The organism is Gordonia sp. YC-XJ4, from assembly GCF_059511865.1.
On record NZ_CM183447.1, the window covers coordinates 5,011,336 to 5,031,763 of the forward strand.

Below are 20,428 nucleotides of genomic sequence, written 5' to 3' on the forward strand. Positions count from 1 at the left end.
CGAAGGAGTAACCATGTACGCCTCTCATGTCTTCACCAATGCCGCACTCTGGCGGCCGGATGACGTGAGCGGTGCCGATACCCTCGCCGTGGCCGACGGAGTGATCATCTCCGTCGGCCGCGGCGTCGATCGGGCACTGCTCGGACCTGCCACCGAGGTCCACGACCTCGGTGGCGCAAGCCTCCTGCCGGGCTTCATCGACGCCCACGTGCATCCGGTGGCCGGCGGGCTCGCCGCCCTCCGGTGCGACCTGTCCGAGCTGCCGCACACCCGACGCGGCTACCTCGACGCGATCGCCGCATATGCGCGCGCCCATCCGGACGAGCCGGTGATCAGTGGAAGCGGTTGGTACGGAGATGCTTTCGTCGGTGGTCTACCCACCTGCGGCGATCTCGACGAGGTCATCGCCGACCGCCCGGTGGTGCTCTCGAGCCATGACGGTCACGGCGTGTGGGTCAACAGCGAGGCTCTCCGCAGGGTCGGCATCGACGCGTCGACACCCGACCCCAGCGGCGGCCGCATCGAGCGGGACGCGCACGGCACACCGACCGGAATCCTCTTCGAGCGCGCCGGCGATCCGGCGAATGCGTTGATCCCCGACTACGACGAGGCCTTCCTACGGCGCGCACTGCTGATCGCACAGCAGCGCCTGCATGCGGCGGGTGTCACCGGCTGGCAAGATGCCGGCGTCGACATCCCGGCGTTCGGGCTGTCGGATACCCTCGCCACCTACCTCGCCGCCGATGCCGCGGGCGAGCTGACCGCCCGCGTCTGCGGCGCCCTGTGGTGGGCCGCCGACGAGGGCGTCGGGCAGCTCGACACCCTGCGGGAGCGTCGAGCACAGGGCCGGGGACACCGCTTTCACGTCGACACCGTGAAGGTGATGCAGGACGGCATCTGCGAGAACTGCACCGCCGCGATGTTGGCGCCGTACTCGGACCTGCCGGCCGGAGCATCTCCGACAGGACTGTCCTTCATCGATCCTGCCGAGCTCGCGCAGGTGTGTGCACTATTGGTGCGCAACGACTTTCACATCCACATGCACGCCGTCGGCGATCGGGCGGTCCGCGAATGCCTCGATGCGCTGGGCGCCGCGTGGTCGGCACGCCCCGGCTTCGATGCCCGGCATCAGATCGCTCACCTCGACGTGGTCGACCCGGCCGACATCCCGCGGTTCGCGCAACTCGGCGTCATCGCCAACATCCAGGCACTCTGGGCGCGACGCGATACCGAGATCGTCGAACGCAAGCTCCCGCTACTGGGACCCGATCGCGAACCCTTCCACTTCCCGTTCGGGTCGATCCGGGCCGAGGGCGGGGCGCTCGCAATGGGCAGCGACTGGCCGGTGACCGATCCTAATCCGTTGTGGGCCATCCACACCGCGGTGCACCGAACGGGGTCGATCGCCGATCCGCACGCCATCGGAGACGACGCCCGGACGGTACCGCTCGTCGCCGGGGAGGCCATCACCTTGCGCGCGGCCGTCGACGCCTACACGGTCGGCTCCGCCCGCGCCATGCACGCCGAGGATCGCGCGGGCTCGCTGTCCGTCGGCAAGGACGCCGACCTCGTCGTGCTCGATGAAGACATCCGCACGGCCGTCGACATCGGGGCTCTGACCTCGACGATGACGATGGTGGGCGGCACCGTGGTGCACGCCATCTGAGTGCCGTCGTCGGCGAGAGACATCTTCCGACGAGCACGAAACCCGGGGAGGAATGTTGCTCCCCGGGTTTCGGCAGTGGCCGGGCGCGGGCCGACGGCGTGACGCCGCGTCAGCCCAGATACAGCGCGAACTGCTTGAGCAGCGGCTGGGTCACGCGGTACTCGCCACGCCAGCCACGTCGCAGGGTGAACGCCTCGCCGGCGGAGATCGTATGCGCCACACCGTCGTCACCGGTGAGCGTGACCGATCCCTCGAGGACCCGCGCGTACTCGTCACCCGGATAGGACTCGATGAACTCGGTGTATGGCTGTGCCGACCACGAGCCGACGACGAATTTCTCGTCCGCGCTGACGAGGTGGGTGGCCTCGCGCTCGGCGGGGTCGCCGGCACGCAGGGTCTCCGAGGTGACGTAGGCGCTCGGCGTCATCGCGGTGCGGGCGGCGTCGTCGGTGGAGATGATCTGCGGGGTGGTCGATTGCAGGGTGCTCATGGGTACTCCTTCAGGGGTGATCGATCGGTGACAGGTGATCCGGCGAATGCCGGCTACGAGATCTGTGCGGCGACAGCCGGGGTGTCGGTACCGACCGGCGTCGAGGGGGTCACGCGTCCTCGGAGGTAGCCGACGATCGCGATCAGGGCGAGCACTGCGAGCGTGCCCAGGGTGAACACCTCGAACCGCAGCCGACCCACTCCCCAGGTCTCGACGAAGTCGTAGTGCACACCCATGAGGTTCTCCAGGGTCCCGGGGAACACCGCCACCCAGACACCGAGCGCGGCCCAGAACGTGGTCAGGGCGACAGCCACCGCCAGGCCCGCGCGACCCCCGGGGATCGCATAGGGGCGCTTGATGTCGGCGTGGGTGAATCGCAGCCGCAGTGCTGCCGGGAACACGAACAGATAGGCGACCAGGGACGTCGAGATGGTGATGGTCAGGACGACGGTGAAGGTGGCGGCGCTGTCGCCCCGCGAGAAGAGGACGCCGACGATCATGAACAGCAGCGCGATGACGCCGGTGAAGACGTTGACACGCACCGGCGAATTGCGCTTCTCGTCGAAGCGCGCGAAGTACGGGAAGAAGCCTCCGTCGGAGGCCGCCACTGCCAGAGCGCGATTGGCCGCCACCGCCCACGTGGCGCCGGTGATCCCGAGTCCGATGATGAAGGCGACGACCGCGATCTTGACCAGGATCGACGCGGCCGGACCGTAGACACCGAAGACAGTGTCCACCGCGGCCATGAATCCGCCGATTCCGGTGATCGCCTCGGCCGGGAGGACCAGCAGCAGCGCCAGGACGGGCAGCGCATAGACCGCCAGTCCGACGAACCCGCCGAGCGCGATGCCGCGCGGTACGTCGCGCTGCGGGTTGGCCATCTCGCCGCCCGCCTGACTCGGTACCTCGAACCCGACGAGCGAGAACAGCAGCAGCGGAACGAGTCCCAGGAATCCGGCCATCGTGGGCGACCAGCTGACCGCACCGATGCCGTGAAAACCGTGGTCGATGCCGTAGACGACGGTGGTGATCAGGAAGACCGCGGCGAGGCCGAGCTTGAGATAGGTACCGATCCGGAAGATCACGCGTGCTCGTCGCATCGACAGGAGCGTCACCCCCACCGAGGCGCACACGAAAACGATCTTGAAGGCGAAGTCGCCGAGCGTTCCCGAACCCACCGGATGAATGAAGCCGCTCCACGCCTGGGTACTGATGAACGCAAGCGAGCCGCCGATCCACAGCGGATTGATCGACCAGTACATGACGGTGGCGATCGATCCGGGTAGGCGGCCGAAGGCGCGCTTGACCCATTCGTAGAGGCCGCCCTCGTCGGGGAAAGCGCTGCCCAACTCGGCCGTCACCAGCCCGTACGGGATCATCCAGAGCAGTGCCAGGACGAGCAACCAGGTGAACGTCTCGCCGCCGAACGACGAGATCTCACCGACCATGTCGAGGCTGATCAGCGCCGACAAGATCATGATCGGGACGTCGAGGCGCCGGAGCGACCGTTTCAGATGCAGATCCGGACCGTCCTGGCCTACTGGATGAGTTCCCATGAAACAACTCCTGATTGCGAGAAAAAGTATGACGTGCACTACAAGACTGAGTCTGGCGATCACATCTGTACAGTCGTTGTTTTCTTGGTTTAATATCGGTTCAGTCGAATCAACGGAGGCGGGACATGGCCGACTACACCCTGCGGCAACTCGAGTACTTCGTTGCGGTCGCCGAGGCCGGCAGTATCACCAAAGCCGCCGCCGCCGTCCATCTTTCACAGTCGGCGATGTCGACGGCCCTGACCGACCTCGAGGGCGCCCTCGGCGTGCAGCTGTTGGTACGTCATCACGCGAAGGGCATCACCCTGACCCCGTCGGGTCGGGAGCTCCTCGTGGCGAGCAGGCAACTGCTGACCTCCGCGGCCGATCTGCGGTCCATCGCGCACGGACTGGGCGGCTCACTGACCGGATCGCTGTCGATCGGCTGCTTCGAGGTGATGGCGCCGTACCTGTTACCCGAATTGCTCAGCACCGCTGCGGAAAAGCTTCCGCGTCTACATCTGCAGACCACCGAGGTCGACCTCGCCGATCTCGCCGAGGGCGTCGCCGACGGCACCTTCGAACTCGGTATCGGATACGACCTCGTCGACGACGCCCGTCTCAAGCGGTGGCCGCTGCGTACCGTACCGCCGTACGTGCTCGTGTCGGGGACCCACCGGTTGGCAAAGCGAAAGTCGTTGCGGCTGCGTGAACTCGCCGACGAGCCGATGGCCCTGCTCGATCTACCGCACAGTCGCGACTACTTCGGACGTGTCTTCGGCGACGCCGGGGTGGAGCCCGCGATCCGCTACCGCTCCACGACGGTCGAGACATGTCGGGCGCTCGTCGGACGGGGACTGGCCTACACAGTGCTCAACCTGCAGTCGGCGGTGCCGGTGGCGCTCGACGGACACGCGGTCGCGGCGATCCCGATCGCCGACGACGCCCCGGCACTCACGATGGTGCTGCTCAGCGCGGTCGCCGCCCGTCCCACGCGCCGCGCGGCCGTGGTGGCCGAACTCTGCCGGGATCTGTTCGGGAGTTAAGACGCGGACGCCCCGACCGGCGCAATGAGTTCGGCGGCAATGAGTTCGGCGGCACGTTCGGCGACGCTCATGATGGTGCCGACCGGATTGACCGAGGTCAGCGTCGGCAGCACCGACGCATCCACCACCCGCACACCGCTCACGCCACGCACCCTCAGATCGCTGTCGAGGACGGCGAGCGGGTCACCATCGCGACCCATGCGGCACGTGCCGGACACGTGATAGACCGTCTGGTGCGTCGCTCGCAGCGCGGCCGAGAGCTCCTCGTCGCCGACCACCTCCGGGCCCGGGAATACCTCTCGGACAATCCACTTCGCCATCGGCTCGGTCTCGGCGATGCGACGGGCCGCACGAACACCGGCCAGCAACACGGCCTCGTCCGCCCCGGACTGATCGGTGAAATACCGGTAGTCGATGGCCGGCGGCGTCGCCGGATCGGCATCGGTGATCCACACCCGCCCGCGGCTGCGGGGCTTGGCCACATTGGGTGCGATCGAGACGATGTGCTCGGGCAGTTCGGCACCGGCGGCGACGGCATGATCGGCGACGGCCTCGACCGGAAAGTGCATCAGCACGTCCGGCCGTGCCGGGCTGTCGGCCGAGATCCGCAGCGCCGCACCGGCGTCCCAGCCGGTCGCGCAGGTCGACGGCACGTCGCGATCGGTCTCCCAGACGATCAGCCCCTCGGCATGATCCATCAGGTTCTCGCCCACCCCGGGCAGGTCGAGCAACACCGGCACCCCGGCGGCGCCCACCACGTCCGCGGGACCGATCCCCGATCGCTGCAGGATAGCCGGCGATCCGAGAGCACCGGCGCACACGATCACCTCCACTGCGGCGCGCACCTCGTACTCGGCCCCGTTCTCGTCGACGGCCACCACACCCACCGCGCGTGTCCCGTCGAACAGGATTCGAGAAACCGAACTATTCTGCAGCAGAGTCAGATTGGCGCGCGACCGGACGTCATGGAGATAGTGCACCGACGTCGATGACCGGAGATTGGTGTCCGGGGCGTAACCGATCTCGAAGAAGCCGGCGCCCTCTCCCGTCGAGGCGAAGTCGTCGTCGCTGTTCCACGCCGTCCGCAAAGGCAGGCCGAGCGCCTCCCCGGCCGCGGCGACGACGTCGGCCACGTAGGGGTTGCGATCCTGCTCGGCGACCGGCGTGATGGGGGTGGCCAGTCGATCGAAGCATCGTCCGAGGGTGTGCACATCCCAGCCGACGACGCCGAGGTCGGCCCACTCCTCGAGGTCAGCGGCCAGCGGCCGCCAGGTGATCATCGTATTGGCGGTCGAGCATCCACCGAGAATGTGCATGCGCGACTGGCGGATTCCCGAGTTCCCGCGCTCCTGCGGGATGCTACGGTAATCCTGGTCGTACTCGCTCTCGATCATCTCCGCCCACCGGCGGATCGATCGGGCACGAGGCTCGTGCTCGTCGTCGGGACCGGCCTCGAGCACCGTCACCGTGACGTCGGGGCGTTCGCTGAGCCGTGCGGCGACGATACAGCCTGCGGTGCCACCGCCAACCACCACGTAGTCGCTCATCACGCGACCGACCCCGACACCAGCGAGGCCGACGGCACAGGCATCTTCGCGCGCATCAGCACGTAGTAGAGGGGGCAGATCACCGCGAGCCCCACCAGCCACGAAATATCCACGCCGCCAAGCGATGTAGCAATAGGACCGACCCACAGGGTGGTCGAGAGGAAAGGGATCTGCAACGCGATGCCGAGGACGTAACAGGCGATGGCCGTCCAGTTGAAGCGACCATAGACTCCGCCGTCCTTGGCGAACAGCGAGTCGATGTCGTAGTCACCGTGGCGCAACAGGTAGTAGTCGACGAGGTTGACCGCGGTCCACGGGATCAGCACGCACAGCAGCAGGGAAAGGAAATTGGCGTAGTTGGCCAGGAAGTCGTCGGCGCTGAGAAGGGCAGGCGCCATGGCGATGGCGAAGAGCACGACGGCGATCACCGCGCGGCTCGTTGCCTGCGGACGCCACCACGCAAAGATGTTCTGCCCGATGGTGATCGTCGACAATGCACCACAGTAGAGGTTCATCCCGTTGGTGACGCTGATGCCCACCGCGAAGATCACGAAGAGCCCGGTCGAGATGCCGTGGGTCAGCGTCGACAGGCCGTCGAGGGTGTCGGCGGCGGGCAGAGCAGCACCGACGACCACACCGAGGAGCATCGGCAGCACCGATCCGAGTACACAGCCGGAGTAGGTGGCCCAGAACGCGGTGGTCACCCCGGTGTCCTTGGGTAGATACCGCGTGTAGTCGGAAACGTAGGGCGCATAAGCGATCTGCCATAGTGCCGCGGCCGAGAAGGTGGCCATGAAACCGGCCCAGCCGAATCCGCCGCCATGCCACGTGCCGCTGGGCAGGCCCTGCACCCCGACCATCCACACGAACGCGATGATCAATGCCACACCCGCCACCACCGACAACACCGCGGCCATCGAGTGGATCAACCGGTAGCCGATGATGGTGACACCGACGCTGATCGCACCGATGATCACGATCGCCCAGTTGGTCGGCAGGCCGGTCACCGCCGCGAAGGCCTTGCCACCGAGGACCGCGTTGGAGGCGAAGAACCCCAGGTACATGAAGACGACGAGCACCACCACCAGAAGGCTTCCCAGCGAGCCGAACTGGGCGCGGGTCTGCAGCATCTGAGGCACGCCCATCTGCGGACCCTGCGCGGCGTGCAACGCCATCACAACACCACCGACGACGTTGCCGGCGATCACCGCGAGCGCCCCGGCCCACAACGGCAGACCGAACACGGTGGTCGCGAGCGCGCCGGTGATGATGGTCAGGAGCATGATGTTGGAGCCGAACCACACGGTGAAGATGTCGCGGGCGCGACCGTGCCGTTCGTCATGCGGAATGTGATCGATGGTGCGGCGTTCGAGTGCCGGCGCGGCGCCCGGGGCGCCGGATTCTGGTGTGCTCGTCATGGGTTGGTCGGCTCCTGGCTGGGATCGTGATCGCTGTTCGGCCAGTATTCGACACCGGCCATCCCAGAGAAAACAGAATCTTTCTGGCTTCTGTATCACCGGAGTCGATGCAATACCCACCCCGCTATCTTCGGCTGAACCGATGCAGATCATCCAATAATTCGGCTCAACTGGATCTATCGACCGGCGCGGACATCGGCCATCCTGGGTCCATGCCCGCACCGTCCACACCCACCCCGATCGACTGGCACGCGCGAGCGGCCGGCCTGAAGCCGCCCACCGACGCACTCATCGACGGTCGCCCGGTACCCGCGATCTCAGGCTCCACCTTCGACGTCGTCAACCCGGCGACCGAAGAGGTGCTGGTGAGCGTGTCCGCGTGCGACGCGGCCGACGTCGACGCCGCGGTGGTGGCGGCTCGCCGGGCCTTCGACGACGGCCGGTGGTCCCGCCTGTCGGCCGCCGAGCGTGGCGCGATACTCAACCGCTTCGCCGATCTTCTGCTCGACCACAGCGCCGAACTCGCGCTGCTCGTCACCCTGGAGATGGGGAAGGCCATCACCGATTCGCTCGACGTGGAGATACCCGGCGCGGCTGCGGTCTTTCGCTACTACGGCGAGGTCATCGACAAGATCCCCGGTGAGCTTCCGCCGACCGCCGACGGAAGCGTCGCCATGGTGCGGCGCGTCCCCCTGGGCGTGATCGGCGCGGTGGTGCCGTGGAACTTCCCGCTCGACATCGCCGCCTGGAAACTCGCTCCAGCCCTGGCCGCAGGCAACTCCGTGGTCCTCAAACCCGCCGAGGAGTCACCTCTGTCGGCACTGCGGATGGCCGAGATCGCCCTGGATGCAGGCATACCCGCCGGAGTGTTCAACGTGGTACCGGGCCTCGGGGCCACCGCCGGAGCAGCTCTTGGACGACACCCCGACGTCGACTGCCTCACCTTCACCGGGTCGACGGAGGTGGGCAAGAAGTTCCTGGCCTACAGCGCCGAGTCCAACATGAAACAGGTGTGGCTCGAATGCGGCGGCAAGAGCCCCAACATCGTCTTCGCCGATTGCGCAGATCTCGAGCAGGCAGCGGAGATGGCGTGTTTCGGGATCTTCGGCAACCAGGGAGAGGTGTGCTCGGCCAACAGTCGTCTACTGATCCAGCGTGACATCGTCGACGAGTTCGCCGCCGCACTGATCGACAAGGCGGCGGCCTACCTGCCGGGCGACCCTCTCGATCCGGCATCGAGCGCCGGTGCGATGGTCTCGCGCAAGCAACTCGACCTCGTCCTGCGCTACATCGACCGCGCCCACACCGACGGACGGATCATCCTCGGCGGCAACCGGATCGGCGATACCGGCTTCTTCCTGGAACCGACCGTCGTCACCGACCTGCCGGTCGACTCGCCGGTGGTGACCGACGAGATCTTCGGCCCGCTGCTCGCGATGATCCCCTTCGACACCGAGGAAGAAGCCGTCGCACTGGCCAACGACACCCCGTATGGGCTGGCCGCGTCGGTGTGGACGGCGAGCCTCGACCGAGCCCTGCGTGTGTCCGAGGCGCTGCATGCCGGCACCGTGTCGATCAACACCGTCGACGCGTTGTCGCCGGGCACACCGTTCGGCGGCTTCAAGGGGTCAGGCTTCGGCGCGGACCTGTCAATCCACGCGATCGACAAATTCACCGGCCTCAAAACCACCTGGATCGCCCGGCGCTGAATGCTCGCGCGCCCAATGCTGTTGGCAGGTCAGGAGTTGGCCGCAGCACCCGCCACCGCGGACTCGACGAGATTGCCCTTGTCCAGTGCCGCACCGGCGTTCACCGCCGCAAGCCAGTCGTCCGTCGTGGCCACGGCCGCGAAGTTCGAGTGGTAGAGCACCATCAGCGTGTTGTGCAATTGCTCCGCCGACACCTTGCCCGCGTCGTTGGCGAGGTGGATGGCGCCGGTCGCGTCGGAGAGGATCTCCGCGCTCAGACCCCGCGTCTCGGATTCGGCGGCGGTCGCGAGATCACAGTTGTTGGTCATGTACCCGACGATCGTGATGGTGTCGACGCCCCGCTCGGCGAGCCACTCGCCGACCCCGGTGCCGGCGAACACGGTGCCGAACTGTTTGTCGGCCACCTTCCAGTCCGCCCCGATGCGCCGCTCGATGTCGGGATGCAACTGCCAGCCATGCGAGCCCTCCGCGTACACCGGGAAGTCGGCCGGAAGGGTGTGTCGCAGAGCCACTATGGGTAATCCGGCCTCGGTCGCGGCGTCGATCGCGCGGGTGATGTTGGCCAGCGAGCCCTCGCGCGGCGGGTACTGGATCTGCATCGGACCGTCGAAGTACTCGTTCTGGACGTCGACGACGACGAGTGCGCGGGTGGGTGCGGTCATGTCGGGCCTTCCTTCTGGCTCGGCGGACGGTCATCCTCGCCGTCCCCGACCCACTTTGCTGCGTTACGCTGACCCACGACAGTGGCGCGAATGCCGATTTCCGATGAGATCGTGCCACGGAGTAGGTGCACCGATGCGGGTCGCGATTCATGTGTTCGACGGCGTCAGTCTCTTTCATGTCGCTGCACCCCAAATGGTCTTCCGGGAGGCCGCGGTGGTGGCGCGAGATCCGGCGCTCTGGTCGATCACCTTGTGGGCCGCCCACTCCGGAGATGTCGAGCTCGAGATGGGCCAACGCCTCAGCGGGATCAGTGGTCCCGAGGCGACCACTGCTGCGGACATCGTCATCGTGCCGTCGTGGCCCGAGTCGGCACCGGAGATCGACGACGTGGTGCGCTCGGCTCTGCTCGATGCCCACGGGCGGGGTGCGATCATTGCCGGACTGTGCCTCGGGGCCATCGCCGTCGCCGACACCGGCCTCCTCGAAGGCCGTGGAGCGGTGACGCATTGGCTGGGCACCCGCGAACTGGAGCGTCGTGGGCGCTGCGGCTGGGTCGACGATTCGGTTCTCTACATCGACCACGGCGACGTGATCACCTCGGCCGGCACGGTCTCATCGGTGGATGCCTGCCTGCACCTGCTGCGACGATTGTGCGGCGCCGACCTGGCCAACCGCGTCGCCCGACGCATGGTGGTGGCCCCGCACCGCGACGGTGGCCAAGCGCAATACATCGAACATCCGCTCGCCACAAGCGAATCCGACACCTCGGTCAGCGCGGTGCTGGAATGGGTGATCGGCCATCTGGATTCCGACCTGTCGGTGTCGGGGCTGGCGGCCCGGGCCCGGATGAGCCGACGAAGCTTCCTGCGCCACTTCCGCGACGCCACGGGTACCACCCCCGCGCGATGGGTGACCACCCAGCGAGTCGCCCATGCCCGCACCCTGCTCGAGACCACCGATCTCGACATCGGGCTGATTGCACACCGGTGCGGATTCGGCAGCGAGGTCACCCTCCGCCAGAACTTCGTCGCCCGGTTCGGCGTGTCACCATCGGTGCACCGCAACCAGTTCCGGCCCGGCTGACCTCGCCGCCGACGCTCAGTCCACCAGATCCTCGTACCGGTATTCGGTGGTGATCGTCTCCTTGTCCCGATGCGCAGCGGCCTCCCGCTGCTGCAGTTCGACGCGGCGGATCTTGCCGGAGATGGTCTTGGGCAGTTCGAAGAACTCGACGCGGCGCACCTTGAGATAGGGCGCGAGGTGATCTCGGGAATACTCCAGGATCGAGCGTGCGGTCTGTTCGTCGGGTTCCCACCCGGAGGCCAGTGCCACATAGGCTTTCGGCACGGCCAGACGGGTGTCGTCGGGCTGCGGGACGACCGCCGCCTCCACCACGGCGGGGTGCTCGATGAGCACGCTCTCCAACTCGAAGGGCGAGACCTTGTAGTCCGAGGACTTGAAGACGTCGTCGGTGCGCCCGATGTAGGTGATGTAGCCGTCGGAATCACGTTGCGCCACATCGCCGGTGTGGTAGTAGCCGCCGGCCGTGACGAGTGCGTTGCGTTCCGGGTCGCCGAGGTATCCGGTCATGAGATTGACCGGATGCTGGGCAAGGTCCAGACAGATCTCGCCCTCGTCGGCGAGTTCGCCGCTGATCGGATCGATCAGCACCACCGGGACGCCGGGCATCGGTCGGCCCATCGACCCCGCCTTGACCGGCGCGCCCGGCGTGTTCCCGACCTGCAGGGTGGTCTCGGTCTGCCCGAAACCGTCGCGGATGGTCAGACCCCACGCCTTCTCGACCTGCCGGATGACATCGGGATTGAGCGGCTCCCCGGCACCGAGGAGCTCTCGCATACCCTCGGGTCGCTCGCCGAGGTCGGCCTGGATCAGCATGCGCCACACCGTCGGTGGCGCACAGAAGGTGGTGACACGCGCCCGCCGCAGCTGCATCATCAGGGCCTGCGCGTCGAAGCGCGCATAGTTGTAGACGAAGATCGTCGCCTCGGCGATCCACGGTGCGAAGAAACAGCTCCAGGCATGTTTGGCCCAACCCGGCGAGCTGATCGCCAGGTGAATGTCGCCGGGGCGCACCCCGATCCACGCCATGGTGGTGAAATGGCCGACGGCGTAACTGGTCTGGGAATGCTCGACGAGCTTGGGACGACTGGTGGTGCCGGAGGTGAAGTAGATGAGCATCGGATCGCCGACCTCGGTGACGACGTCGAACGGCCCGGCGGAGGTGACCGTGGCCGAGTCGCCGTAGGAGTGCCAGCCCGGCACCGCGTCGCCGACCGCGATGCGCAGATAGTCGCCGTCGATCTCGGCGAACTTGGCGGTGTCGGCGGCGTTGACGATGACGCATCGAGCCGCACCACGGTCGATCCGGTCCCGCAGGTCGGCCGGCCCCAGCGCTGCGGTGGTGGGTATGACGATCGCCCCGAGCTTGCACACCGCGAGCATCGCCTCCCACAACTCGACCTGATTGCCGAGCATCAGGATCACGCGATCGCCCTTGCCGATGCCCAGCTCGGCCAGCCAGGTCGCCACCCGATCCGAGCGCGTGGCCATCTCGTCGAACGACACCTTGGTTTCGGTGCCGTCCTGCTCGCACAACCAGAGCGCGGTGCGGTCGTTGCCGCGAGCGATGACGTCGAACCAGTCGATCGCCCAGTTGAACCGGCCGGTGATGGCCGGCCACCGGAACTCACGAACGGCGGTCTCGTAGTCGCCGATGAGACGGACCATCTGATCTCGCGCGACGCGGTATCGCTCGGTGTTGGTCGTCGAGGGGCTGTCGGTGGCGGTGGTGCTGGTCATGAGTGCATGATCCACGTCACACCAGCGCCGTCAACACCCCCCGAAGTGGGGGCGGGGCACCGGCCCATCCACCAACTCTATAGACTATGTTTCATAGTGTGGAATGTCGTTGTGCAGGCGGAGAAGCGGAGGAGCGCAAATGGCCGGGACCACCGGATCGAGTCTGAGCGACCATGTCGCCGGTTGGCGTCCCGAACCGATCACCGAGGTGGACACCCTCGACGCGGCGCAGGCGACGCGGTTGGCCGCCACGCTCGGACTGTCGGAAACCTTCGCCGACGGCGATCCCCTGCCGTTGCCCTGGCACTGGATCTTCTTCTCCGAGTGGCCGCAGACCGCGGAACTGGGCGCCGACGGTCACCCCGCCCACGGCCATTTCCTGCCACCGATCCCGGACCGCCGTCGGATGTTCGCCGGTGCGCGGATCTCGTCCACGGCCCCGTTGGCTCTCGGCACGCGCACCGAGAAGGTGTCGTCGGTGGCCTCGATGACCGAGAAGCACGGGCGTACCGGCGACATGCTCTTCGTCACGGTCCGCAGTGAATACCGCCAGGGCGGAACCGTTGTGCTCACCGAGGACCAGGATCTGGTGTATCGCAGCGATTCCGGCAACGCGCGGCCCTTCGATCGGCCGAGTCCCGACCTCGCCGACGCGACCGCACCATGGACCGCGGAGCCGACACCCGACACGCCGCTGCTCTTCCGGTACTCGGCACTGACCTCCAACGCCCACCGCATCCACTACGACCGCCCGTATGCGACGGGCGTCGAGGGCTACCCCGATCTCGTCGTCCACGGACCGTTGCTGGCCACCTACATGGCCGAGCTAGCCCGCGCACATCATCACGGTAAATCGCTGCGCACCTTCGACTTCCGGCTTCGCAGCCCACTGTTCCTCGGTGACCGCTTCCGGGTCGAGGCCACCCCGGACGACGACGGTGACGCGGTAGAGCTCGCCGTCGTCACCGGACAGGGCACCGTTCACGTCTCGGGCAAGGGAGAATTCGCATGACCGACACCACCGATCCCATCGCATCGCTGCGCGTCGCGCGCAGCTTCCTGTTCGTCCCGGGTAATCGGCCCGAGCGTTTCGACAAGGCCGCCGCGGCCGGTGCCGACGTGGTGATCATCGACCTCGAGGACGCGGTCGCCCCGGAGGACAAGGGCGCGGCCCGCGAGCACATCGCCGGCTGGCTTGCAGCCGGCAAGCACGCCGTCCTGCGCATCAATGCCGCCGCAACGCCGTGGCACACAGCCGATGTGGAACTCGCGGCCCGACACGGCGCACCGGTGATGCTCGCCAAGGCGACCAGCGCCGACGAGGTGATACGCGTGGCGCAGACGACCGCGGCGCCGGTCCTGCCGCTCATCGAGACCGCGCGGGGCATTCTTGCGGCGCCGGCCATCGCGCAGGTACCCGGTGTCGCTCGACTGGGCTTCGGCGCCATCGACTTCGCCGTCGAGATCGGTGCCGACCCCGATGACCACGAGGCACTGCTGTTTGCGCGTTCGATGCTCGTCACGGCATCGGCCGCGGCGGGTGTCGCCGACCCCATCGACGGGGTGACCACGGCGCTGCGCGACGTCGAGAAACTCGTCGCCGACGTCGGCTACGCCGCGCGGATCGGCCTGACCGGCAAGCTCTGCATCCATCCCGCCCAGGTGGCAACGGTCCACGCGTGCCTGGCGCCGTCGGACACCGAGATCACCTGGGCGCGTTCGATCGTGGCGGCGGCCGGTACCGACTCCTCGGCGGTCGCGGTCGACGGACACATGGTGGACCCGCCGGTTGTCGCACGCGCACAACGGATTCTGGCGTCTGCTCCCCTCACCGAAAGCCCTGGGCCGGAGGACTCAGCGTGAGTCGCGCCGATGCTCGGCGAGCAGACGCCCGGCCTTGCCGATGTGCGCCGACATCGCCGCCCGCGCGCCGGCCGCATCGCGTCGGCGCAGGGCGTCGATGATGTCGCGATGATCGTCGGCCGATGCCTGCGGCCAGCCGTCGACCGACGAAAAGAAACGTCGGGGAGCATAATTGAGCGACGACTTGATCATCCACGACAACTTGGGCGATCCCGCCGCGGCATAGATCAGTCGGTGGAATTCGTGATTGAGCCGCTCGACCTCGTCGTTGTCCTCCGCGTCGGCGGCCGCCTCGAGTTCGACCTGCAGACGGTCGAGAGTGGCCAGGTCCGCGTCGTCGAGACGGGTGGTGGCGCGGGCGGCGAGTTCGCCGGCCAGCAGGGCCTGCCCGGCGAAGACGTCCTCGATGTCGGTGCTGCTCAGGGGTGCGACGACGAATCCGCGCCGCGGTTCGACCCGCAGTAGCCCCTCGCTCTGCAAGGACAGCAATCCCTCCCGTGCGGGCGTGGCCGAGACCCCGAGTTCATCGGCAACGGTTTCCGGGCGGATGAACTCGCCGGGTTGCAGTTGTCCGGAGACGATGAGCTCGCGGACATACTCCGAGACCTCGTCGGACAACCGGGGACGGCGTCGGCGTCGCGCCGCCGGAGCGGGAGCGGCAGGATCAACCATAGAATATAGAATACAGTCGCGGCCTGGTCCTGTGCCGACCTCCCGGGTTGACCTCCCAGGAAGCGGTCAGTGGCGGGTTCTACAGTGGATGAAATGACTGTGGGTGACATGGCGCAGGAGCGCGAGGGCATGTTCGCCTCGCTGCACATCCACAACTATCGCCTGTACTTCGGTGGGCAGGCGCTCTCGCTGGTCGGTACCTGGATGCAGGCCACCGCCCAGGCCTGGCTGGTCCTGACCCTCAGCAATTCATCGACCGTGCTCGGCGTGATCGTCGCGCTGCAGGCCGTACCGATCCTGATCCTCGGCCCGTACGCGGGGGTGATCGCCGATCGCGTGGATCGTCGCAAGCTGATGATCATCCTGCAGTCGGTGATGGGGCTGCTGGCGGCGGCACTGGCGATCCTCACCTTCGGCGGTTGGGTGCAGGTGTGGCAGGTCGGGGTCCTCGCCGTGCTGCTCGGACTGAACAACGCCTTCGAGAACCCCTCCCGCCAGGCGTTCATCCACCAGATCGTCGGCGAATCCCGGATCCGCAATGCGGTCACCTTGAACTCGGTGATGGTCAACGCGGCGCGGGCGGTCGGCCCGGCCGTGGCCGGTCTGGTCCTCGCCGCGGTCGGCGCGGGCTGGTGTTTCGCGATCAACGCGGCCAGCTTCGTCGCGGTGGTGGTGTCACTGCTGATGATGCGGACCGCCGAGATCGCCGAGGAGACACCGGTCAAACGCGGCAAAGGCCAACTGCGCGAAGGACTCCGCTACGTCGCCGGACGCCCCGTGCTGTGGGTTCCGCTGACGATGATGGCGCTGGTCGGCACCCTCGCCTACGAGTTCCAGGTGTCGCTGCCTGCCGCCGCCAAGGACGCCTTTCACGGCGGCCCCCAGGCCTTCGGCTTCATGACGGCGGCGATGGGGGTGGGCGCGGTCGTCGGCGGTCTGCTGGTGGCCGCGCGCGGCACCACCGGTTTGCGCACGTTGATCCTGGCCGCCATCGGGTTCGGCATCACCATCGCGGTGACCGCTGCGGTCCCGCACCTGTGGATGGCGATCGTCGCCCTGTTCTTCGTCGGCTGGCTCAGCGTGTCGTTCATGTCGACCGGAAACGCGACGCTGCAACTGAATTCGGACCCGCAGATGCGTGGCCGGGTGATGTCGTTGTGGTCGGTGGCGTTCATGGGGTCGACGCCGATCGGCGGACCGCTGATCGGGTGGATCAGCGAGGCGTCCGGGCCGCGGGCCGGCCTCGCCGTCGGCGCTGCCTCGTGTTTCGTCGCCGCGGCCATCGGCCTGGCCATCCATCGCCGCCGCGCGCCGCACCTACCGCGGATGGAATCGACGACCTGACGGCCACCCGCGACGCTCGGCGACGAAGGCGAGCACCGCGGGCACGGCACCGACGACGGCGACCACCCAGATGCGCGTACGCAGTGGTGCCACCACGGTGTCGAACACCGCGCGGGCCGCGTCCGGCGTGATGACGTCGGCGGGAACGGCATCGAGATACCGGCCGCGGGCCACCACCGATGCGACGGCGAGCAGCAGCATCACCGTGGTGATGCCCAGGCCCAGCCCCATCACCGCTCGCCACCGGCGGGTCGGAGCAGCGACACCGATCGTCGCGATGATCGCCAGCGCGGTCAGCCAGGGCAGGACCAGCGCCGCGGTGTTCAATGCGGACACCGCGCGTTGAGCGCGGCGCAGTGCGTCGGACTGCCACAGGACGACCTGATGATGAATCGCCGGAATCTGCTCGGCGGCGGTGAATCCGTCGTCGATCAATCGCTGTCGGATCCGGGCGACCATCGGGGCCAGATCGATCGCGACGATTCCGGTGTCGCCGGCGAGAAGCCGATCGAGGGTGGCGTGCGCGGCACGATTGGCGGTCGTCCACGCGGTCGCGAACGCCGACGAGGACACGAAGCGCTCGACCGTGTCGTGGAGGTAGGACTGGAGTTGCGCCGCGATCAGCGGTGAGAGCACCTGCGCCGCTCGCGTACCGGTGCCGGGCGTCAGCGCCGAGAACGCCTCGGCGCTCAGTGCCGCGATGTCGACGTGATCGTCGATCACCGTCACGAGGGCATCGGTGACCTCGGCCCGGATCGCCGGGTCGGATGCCAGCGGAGCCACCATCGCCACGTAGCCGTCGGTGTCGAGCAGATCGGACCGCAGATAGCCCGCAAGCAGGGTCAACACCACCAGCACCACCGACACCACGGTCAGCAGCGCCGCGCCGACCGACCGGAGGCGACTGCGTCCCCCGCCGACAGTGGGATATGTCACGTCCACCGGGGAGGGTGTCGCCGCTCGATCCGCGGCATCACCTCCGGAGGAAACACCCGCATCGAGGTCCCCGTCTTCCTGCGGTTTTGGTGCCACGATGACATCCAAGCACGTGACATCGGCCACCACGCGGCATCCGCAGCGCCCCTGAGCAGTCGGTGTGAACGCCTCCAATGGCGTCACGGGCCGACTTCGGAACTTTCAGCAACAGGGAGTAGCCTCACCCTCTGCGACGTGCGAAGAATTGGACGGAGGTCTTCCGATCGTTACCGAACAGCCATCGACCGGTACCCCGGCGTCCGCGAAACGTCCGGAGACCGATCCGGTGACCGTCCCCGACCCCGTCGCAGGCGACGTCACCCCGACGGACTCCGGCGCCGAACCGGCCGCCAAGCCCGCGAAACGCGACAAGCACCTCTACCAGATCGACTTCGTCCGACTGGTGACCTTCGGTGCGGTGATCCTCGACCACGTGATGCTCAGCGTCACCGCCCCGACCAGTGTGGCCGCAGGCGCCGTCGAGGTCTTCCTCCGCTACACCCGCTACAGCTTCTTCGCCCTGACCGGCTTCGTCCTCGGCTACCAGTACCGCAACCGCGAGCTCAAGGCGATTCCGTTCTGGAAGCGGCGTTACAAACTGATCGGCCTGCCCTTCCTCGTGTGGAGCCTGTTCTACTGGTTCTACGTCCGCTATCACTTCGGTGGCGTCGACGCGATCGCCAACGCGTGGAACAGTCTCGACGCCGCCGAGCGTTCGGTGAAATCGATCGTCTACGACCTCATCACCGGAAACGCCGCCTACCACCTGTACTTCCTGTCGGTGAGCATGCAGATCTATCTGGTGTTCCCACTGATGCTGTGGATTCTTCGGCGCACCTGGGGTTTTCACCGCTACCTGCTCGCGGTGAGCTTCATCTTCCAGATGGTGATGATGTACGCGATGGTGCGCTCACCCATCTCGTTCTTCACCTGGGGTATCCAGGGTGAGATCTGGAGCCACCTGGTGGTGACGATCTTCCCCTACCAGTTCTTCATCCTCGCGGGCTGTGTGTCGGCCATGCACTACGAGGCATTCCAGGCCTTCATCAAACGGTGGCGCTGGCAGCTCATCGGTGTCGGCGTCGTGGTGATCATCGCGACATGGCTCTACTACCTCTACATCGTCGACCGCGGCGAGGACCTGTTCCGGGCGACCAACGTCTTCATGCTCCACAACATGTGGGCATTCATCGCGATCATCGTGATCCTGTACGGCCTCGGCACGCTCTGGCAGGAACGCCGCCACCCCGGCTCGATCCCCGACCGGTTCATGAAGACCGCCGCCGATCGCTCCTTCGCCATCTATCTCGCACATGTCCTCGCGATCTATGCACTGCTGCCACAGATCGCCGACGAACGCATCCACGCCCTGCCGCGCGTGATCCTGGCCTACCTCGCCACCGTCGTGTTGACCGTGTTCGTGGTGGAAACGTTGCGCCGCAGCCCGATCAGCCTCATCACCACCGGACGCAATCGCATCGACTGGCGTTCCCAGAACGCCGGACGGTCCGCGCTCGTCGGACTCGCCGCCATCATCGTCGGCCTGATCGTCCGCCTCGGCTTCGGCTGGTGGGCGGGCAATCTGATCGCCGCGACCGGCGCCTTCCTGGTGTTCTCGATGGCGATCGTCTACTGGCACCAGATCCGCCACCGCGACGCGGAGTACGTCGAAGAAGCGGTGTGACGCCGCGTGTCAGCGCTGTCACCGACGCCGCGCGTCAGCGCATCACCGACGCAGAGCGTCAACACATCACCGACGCAGAGCGTCAACAATGAGGCGGGCGACGCCGGCCTTGCCGGAGGCGTTCGGGTGATACGGCACCGGGAGCTCGAATCCGCGCAGCCACGGGTCGGGTGAGCACACGGTGTGCTCGGCACCGAGCGGACCGGTGGTGACGAGCTCGGCACCCGAGATCTGCGCGGCTTCGGCGGTCACCTGGGCAAGCGCGTCATATACCCGGATGGTCGACTCGATCTCCTCCGGCGTGAGTGCGAGTTTGGGGCAGATCGGGCCGCCTGCGACCACCACCGGTGGATAGTCGACGAGGACGATCCGCGCCGCGGGGGCGCGCATCCGGACGGCGAACACCGTTTCGATCATTTTCTGCTCGACGGCTGCATACCGTTCGAATCCGGGTTCGGGAGAGATCGGTCGGCCGTGTCCACACACCCGCTCGGCGATGTTCTTGACCGGGTCGGCGACAGAGTTCTTGCAGCCCATGGCGATCAGGCGCTGCACGTACCCGATGTCGTTGCCGCCAGTGGTGATCGTCACCAATGCCGTGCCGGGCGTGACGGCGTCGATCTGGGGTTGCTTCACGAACCGCTGCGGACGGTCCAGGATGTTCTCGGTCGTCGCCCCCGAACACGTCGCGTCGACCAGGCTCATGTTCATGGCCTGGGCGACCTGGTGCGGATAGTTGTCCATGGTGCGCAGGCACCGGTTGCCGATCGAGTCCAGCCCGCCCGGGCCTGCGGCATAGGAGCTCCCCAACGCCACATACTTCTGCGGCGCGGCGGCAGACGAGAGGGCGGTCTCGGGCTGGCGCTGCGCGGCGGTCTGCACCGTCGTCGACTCAGCCGCCGACGGCACGCTCGCACTCCCGGGGAGTACGACGACGGCGGCGGCGACCAACGCGGCGACGGCCGTGGCGACACGGCCGAAAAGTGCTCGAGACAT

17 protein-coding genes are annotated in these 20,428 nt (G+C 67.1%); 8 read left to right on the plus strand and 9 right to left on the minus strand.

Annotated features, from left to right (window positions below):
* Positions 1–13: 13 nt before the first annotated feature.
* Complete coding sequence (locus tag AC5ZH6_RS22250) at positions 14–1,666, plus strand: amidohydrolase (RefSeq protein ID WP_288337751.1); 1,653 nt, start codon at positions 14–16, stop codon at positions 1,664–1,666.
* A 109-nt stretch (positions 1,667–1,775) separates the two neighbouring features.
* Here AC5ZH6_RS22250 and AC5ZH6_RS22255 read toward each other — a convergent pair whose 3' ends face one another.
* Entirely contained in the window at positions 1,776–2,156 is a 381-nt protein-coding gene (locus tag AC5ZH6_RS22255; RefSeq protein ID WP_006369737.1) for a cupin domain-containing protein, read from the minus strand.
* 53 nt (positions 2,157–2,209) lie between these two features.
* Entirely contained in the window at positions 2,210–3,712 is a 1,503-nt protein-coding gene (locus tag AC5ZH6_RS22260) for an APC family permease (RefSeq protein ID WP_208792602.1), read from the minus strand.
* Between the two features lie 125 nt (positions 3,713–3,837).
* Between AC5ZH6_RS22260 and AC5ZH6_RS22265 the strand changes: the two genes are divergently transcribed.
* The gene (locus AC5ZH6_RS22265) at positions 3,838–4,737 is read left to right on the plus strand and encodes a LysR substrate-binding domain-containing protein (protein WP_006369735.1); all 900 of its coding nucleotides are present in this window, start codon (positions 3,838–3,840) and stop codon (positions 4,735–4,737) included.
* Here the strand turns inward: AC5ZH6_RS22265 and AC5ZH6_RS22270 are convergent.
* Positions 4,734–6,284: a GMC family oxidoreductase gene (locus tag AC5ZH6_RS22270; RefSeq protein WP_265076987.1), complete on the minus strand. Its 1,551-nt coding sequence runs from the start codon at positions 6,282–6,284 to the stop codon at positions 4,734–4,736. The genes AC5ZH6_RS22265 and AC5ZH6_RS22270 overlap by 4 nt on opposite strands.
* Positions 6,284–7,702 carry a purine-cytosine permease family protein gene (locus AC5ZH6_RS22275; protein WP_006369733.1) on the minus strand — a complete coding sequence of 473 codons (1,419 nt, stop codon included), beginning with the start codon at positions 7,700–7,702 and terminating at the stop codon, positions 6,284–6,286. Before AC5ZH6_RS22275 ends, AC5ZH6_RS22270 begins: the two co-directional genes overlap by 1 nt.
* 212 nt (positions 7,703–7,914) lie before the next feature.
* Between AC5ZH6_RS22275 and AC5ZH6_RS22280 the strand changes: the two genes are divergently transcribed.
* Entirely contained in the window at positions 7,915–9,411 is a 1,497-nt protein-coding gene (locus tag AC5ZH6_RS22280) for an aldehyde dehydrogenase family protein (protein ID WP_006369732.1), read from the plus strand.
* A gap of 29 nt (positions 9,412–9,440) precedes the next feature.
* Here the strand turns inward: AC5ZH6_RS22280 and AC5ZH6_RS22285 are convergent, their stop codons facing one another.
* Positions 9,441–10,073, minus strand: coding sequence for an isochorismatase family protein (locus AC5ZH6_RS22285; RefSeq protein WP_006369731.1), 633 nt, complete (start codon positions 10,071–10,073; stop codon positions 9,441–9,443).
* A gap of 133 nt (positions 10,074–10,206) precedes the next feature.
* On the opposite strand from AC5ZH6_RS22285, the gene AC5ZH6_RS22290 reads away from it, so the two are divergent.
* Positions 10,207–11,157, plus strand: a complete 951-nt coding sequence (locus AC5ZH6_RS22290) for a GlxA family transcriptional regulator (RefSeq protein WP_288337752.1) — start codon at positions 10,207–10,209, stop codon at positions 11,155–11,157.
* A gap of 15 nt (positions 11,158–11,172) precedes the next feature.
* Here AC5ZH6_RS22290 and AC5ZH6_RS22295 read toward each other — a convergent pair whose 3' ends face one another.
* On the minus strand, positions 11,173–12,894 hold the full coding sequence (locus tag AC5ZH6_RS22295) for an AMP-binding protein (protein WP_288337753.1): 1,722 nt from the start codon (positions 12,892–12,894) through the stop codon (positions 11,173–11,175).
* A 139-nt stretch (positions 12,895–13,033) separates the two neighbouring features.
* Here AC5ZH6_RS22295 and AC5ZH6_RS22300 point away from each other — a divergent pair, with 139 nt between their 5' ends.
* Positions 13,034–13,906 (plus strand): HTD2 family dehydratase, encoded by an 873-nt coding sequence (locus AC5ZH6_RS22300; RefSeq protein ID WP_288337754.1) that lies wholly within the window; start codon positions 13,034–13,036, stop codon positions 13,904–13,906.
* Entirely contained in the window at positions 13,903–14,757 is an 855-nt protein-coding gene (locus AC5ZH6_RS22305; protein ID WP_288337755.1) for an HpcH/HpaI aldolase/citrate lyase family protein, read from the plus strand. Before AC5ZH6_RS22300 ends, AC5ZH6_RS22305 begins: the two co-directional genes overlap by 4 nt.
* On the opposite strand, the gene AC5ZH6_RS22310 is transcribed toward AC5ZH6_RS22305, so the two are convergent.
* Positions 14,749–15,429 carry a GntR family transcriptional regulator gene (locus AC5ZH6_RS22310; RefSeq protein ID WP_014361440.1) on the minus strand — a complete coding sequence of 227 codons (681 nt, stop codon included), beginning with the start codon at positions 15,427–15,429 and terminating at the stop codon, positions 14,749–14,751. The two genes, AC5ZH6_RS22305 and AC5ZH6_RS22310, sit on opposite strands and share 9 nt — an antisense overlap.
* 93 nt (positions 15,430–15,522) lie before the next feature.
* Here AC5ZH6_RS22310 and AC5ZH6_RS22315 point away from each other — a divergent pair, with 93 nt between their 5' ends.
* Positions 15,523–16,773 carry an MFS transporter gene (locus tag AC5ZH6_RS22315; RefSeq protein ID WP_288337757.1) on the plus strand — a complete coding sequence of 417 codons (1,251 nt, stop codon included), beginning with the start codon at positions 15,523–15,525 and terminating at the stop codon, positions 16,771–16,773.
* Here the strand turns inward: AC5ZH6_RS22315 and AC5ZH6_RS22320 are convergent.
* Positions 16,747–17,709: a hypothetical protein gene (locus AC5ZH6_RS22320; RefSeq protein ID WP_288337758.1), complete on the minus strand. Its 963-nt coding sequence runs from the start codon at positions 17,707–17,709 to the stop codon at positions 16,747–16,749. The genes AC5ZH6_RS22315 and AC5ZH6_RS22320 overlap by 27 nt on opposite strands.
* Positions 17,710–18,034: 325 nt before the next feature.
* On the opposite strand from AC5ZH6_RS22320, the gene AC5ZH6_RS22325 reads away from it, so the two are divergent.
* On the plus strand, positions 18,035–19,432 hold the full coding sequence (locus tag AC5ZH6_RS22325) for an acyltransferase (RefSeq protein ID WP_006369723.1): 1,398 nt from the start codon (positions 18,035–18,037) through the stop codon (positions 19,430–19,432).
* 66 nt (positions 19,433–19,498) lie between these two features.
* Here the strand turns inward: AC5ZH6_RS22325 and AC5ZH6_RS22330 are convergent, their stop codons facing one another.
* Positions 19,499–20,428, minus strand: coding sequence for an SGNH/GDSL hydrolase family protein (locus AC5ZH6_RS22330; protein ID WP_006369722.1), 930 nt, complete (start codon positions 20,426–20,428; stop codon positions 19,499–19,501).

Coding starts and splice junctions, on each gene's coding strand:
- AC5ZH6_RS22250 (WP_288337751.1), top strand. CDS start 14: ATGTACGCCTCTCATGTCTTCACCAATGCCGCACTCTGGCGGCCGGAT.
- AC5ZH6_RS22255 (WP_006369737.1), bottom strand. CDS start 2,156: ATGAGCACCCTGCAATCGACCACCCCGCAGATCATCTCCACCGACGAC.
- AC5ZH6_RS22260 (WP_208792602.1), bottom strand. CDS start 3,712: ATGGGAACTCATCCAGTAGGCCAGGACGGTCCGGATCTGCATCTGAAA.
- AC5ZH6_RS22265 (WP_006369735.1), top strand. CDS start 3,838: ATGGCCGACTACACCCTGCGGCAACTCGAGTACTTCGTTGCGGTCGCC.
- AC5ZH6_RS22270 (WP_265076987.1), bottom strand. CDS start 6,284: ATGAGCGACTACGTGGTGGTTGGCGGTGGCACCGCAGGCTGTATCGTC.
- AC5ZH6_RS22275 (WP_006369733.1), bottom strand. CDS start 7,702: ATGACGAGCACACCAGAATCCGGCGCCCCGGGCGCCGCGCCGGCACTC.
- AC5ZH6_RS22280 (WP_006369732.1), top strand. CDS start 7,915: ATGCCCGCACCGTCCACACCCACCCCGATCGACTGGCACGCGCGAGCG.
- AC5ZH6_RS22285 (WP_006369731.1), bottom strand. CDS start 10,073: ATGACCGCACCCACCCGCGCACTCGTCGTCGTCGACGTCCAGAACGAG.
- AC5ZH6_RS22290 (WP_288337752.1), top strand. CDS start 10,207: ATGCGGGTCGCGATTCATGTGTTCGACGGCGTCAGTCTCTTTCATGTC.
- AC5ZH6_RS22295 (WP_288337753.1), bottom strand. CDS start 12,894: ATGACCAGCACCACCGCCACCGACAGCCCCTCGACGACCAACACCGAG.
- AC5ZH6_RS22300 (WP_288337754.1), top strand. CDS start 13,034: ATGGCCGGGACCACCGGATCGAGTCTGAGCGACCATGTCGCCGGTTGG.
- AC5ZH6_RS22305 (WP_288337755.1), top strand. CDS start 13,903: ATGACCGACACCACCGATCCCATCGCATCGCTGCGCGTCGCGCGCAGC.
- AC5ZH6_RS22310 (WP_014361440.1), bottom strand. CDS start 15,429: ATGGTTGATCCTGCCGCTCCCGCTCCGGCGGCGCGACGCCGACGCCGT.
- AC5ZH6_RS22315 (WP_288337757.1), top strand. CDS start 15,523: ATGACTGTGGGTGACATGGCGCAGGAGCGCGAGGGCATGTTCGCCTCG.
- AC5ZH6_RS22330 (WP_006369722.1), bottom strand. CDS start 20,428: ATGTCTCGAGCACTTTTCGGCCGTGTCGCCACGGCCGTCGCCGCGTTG.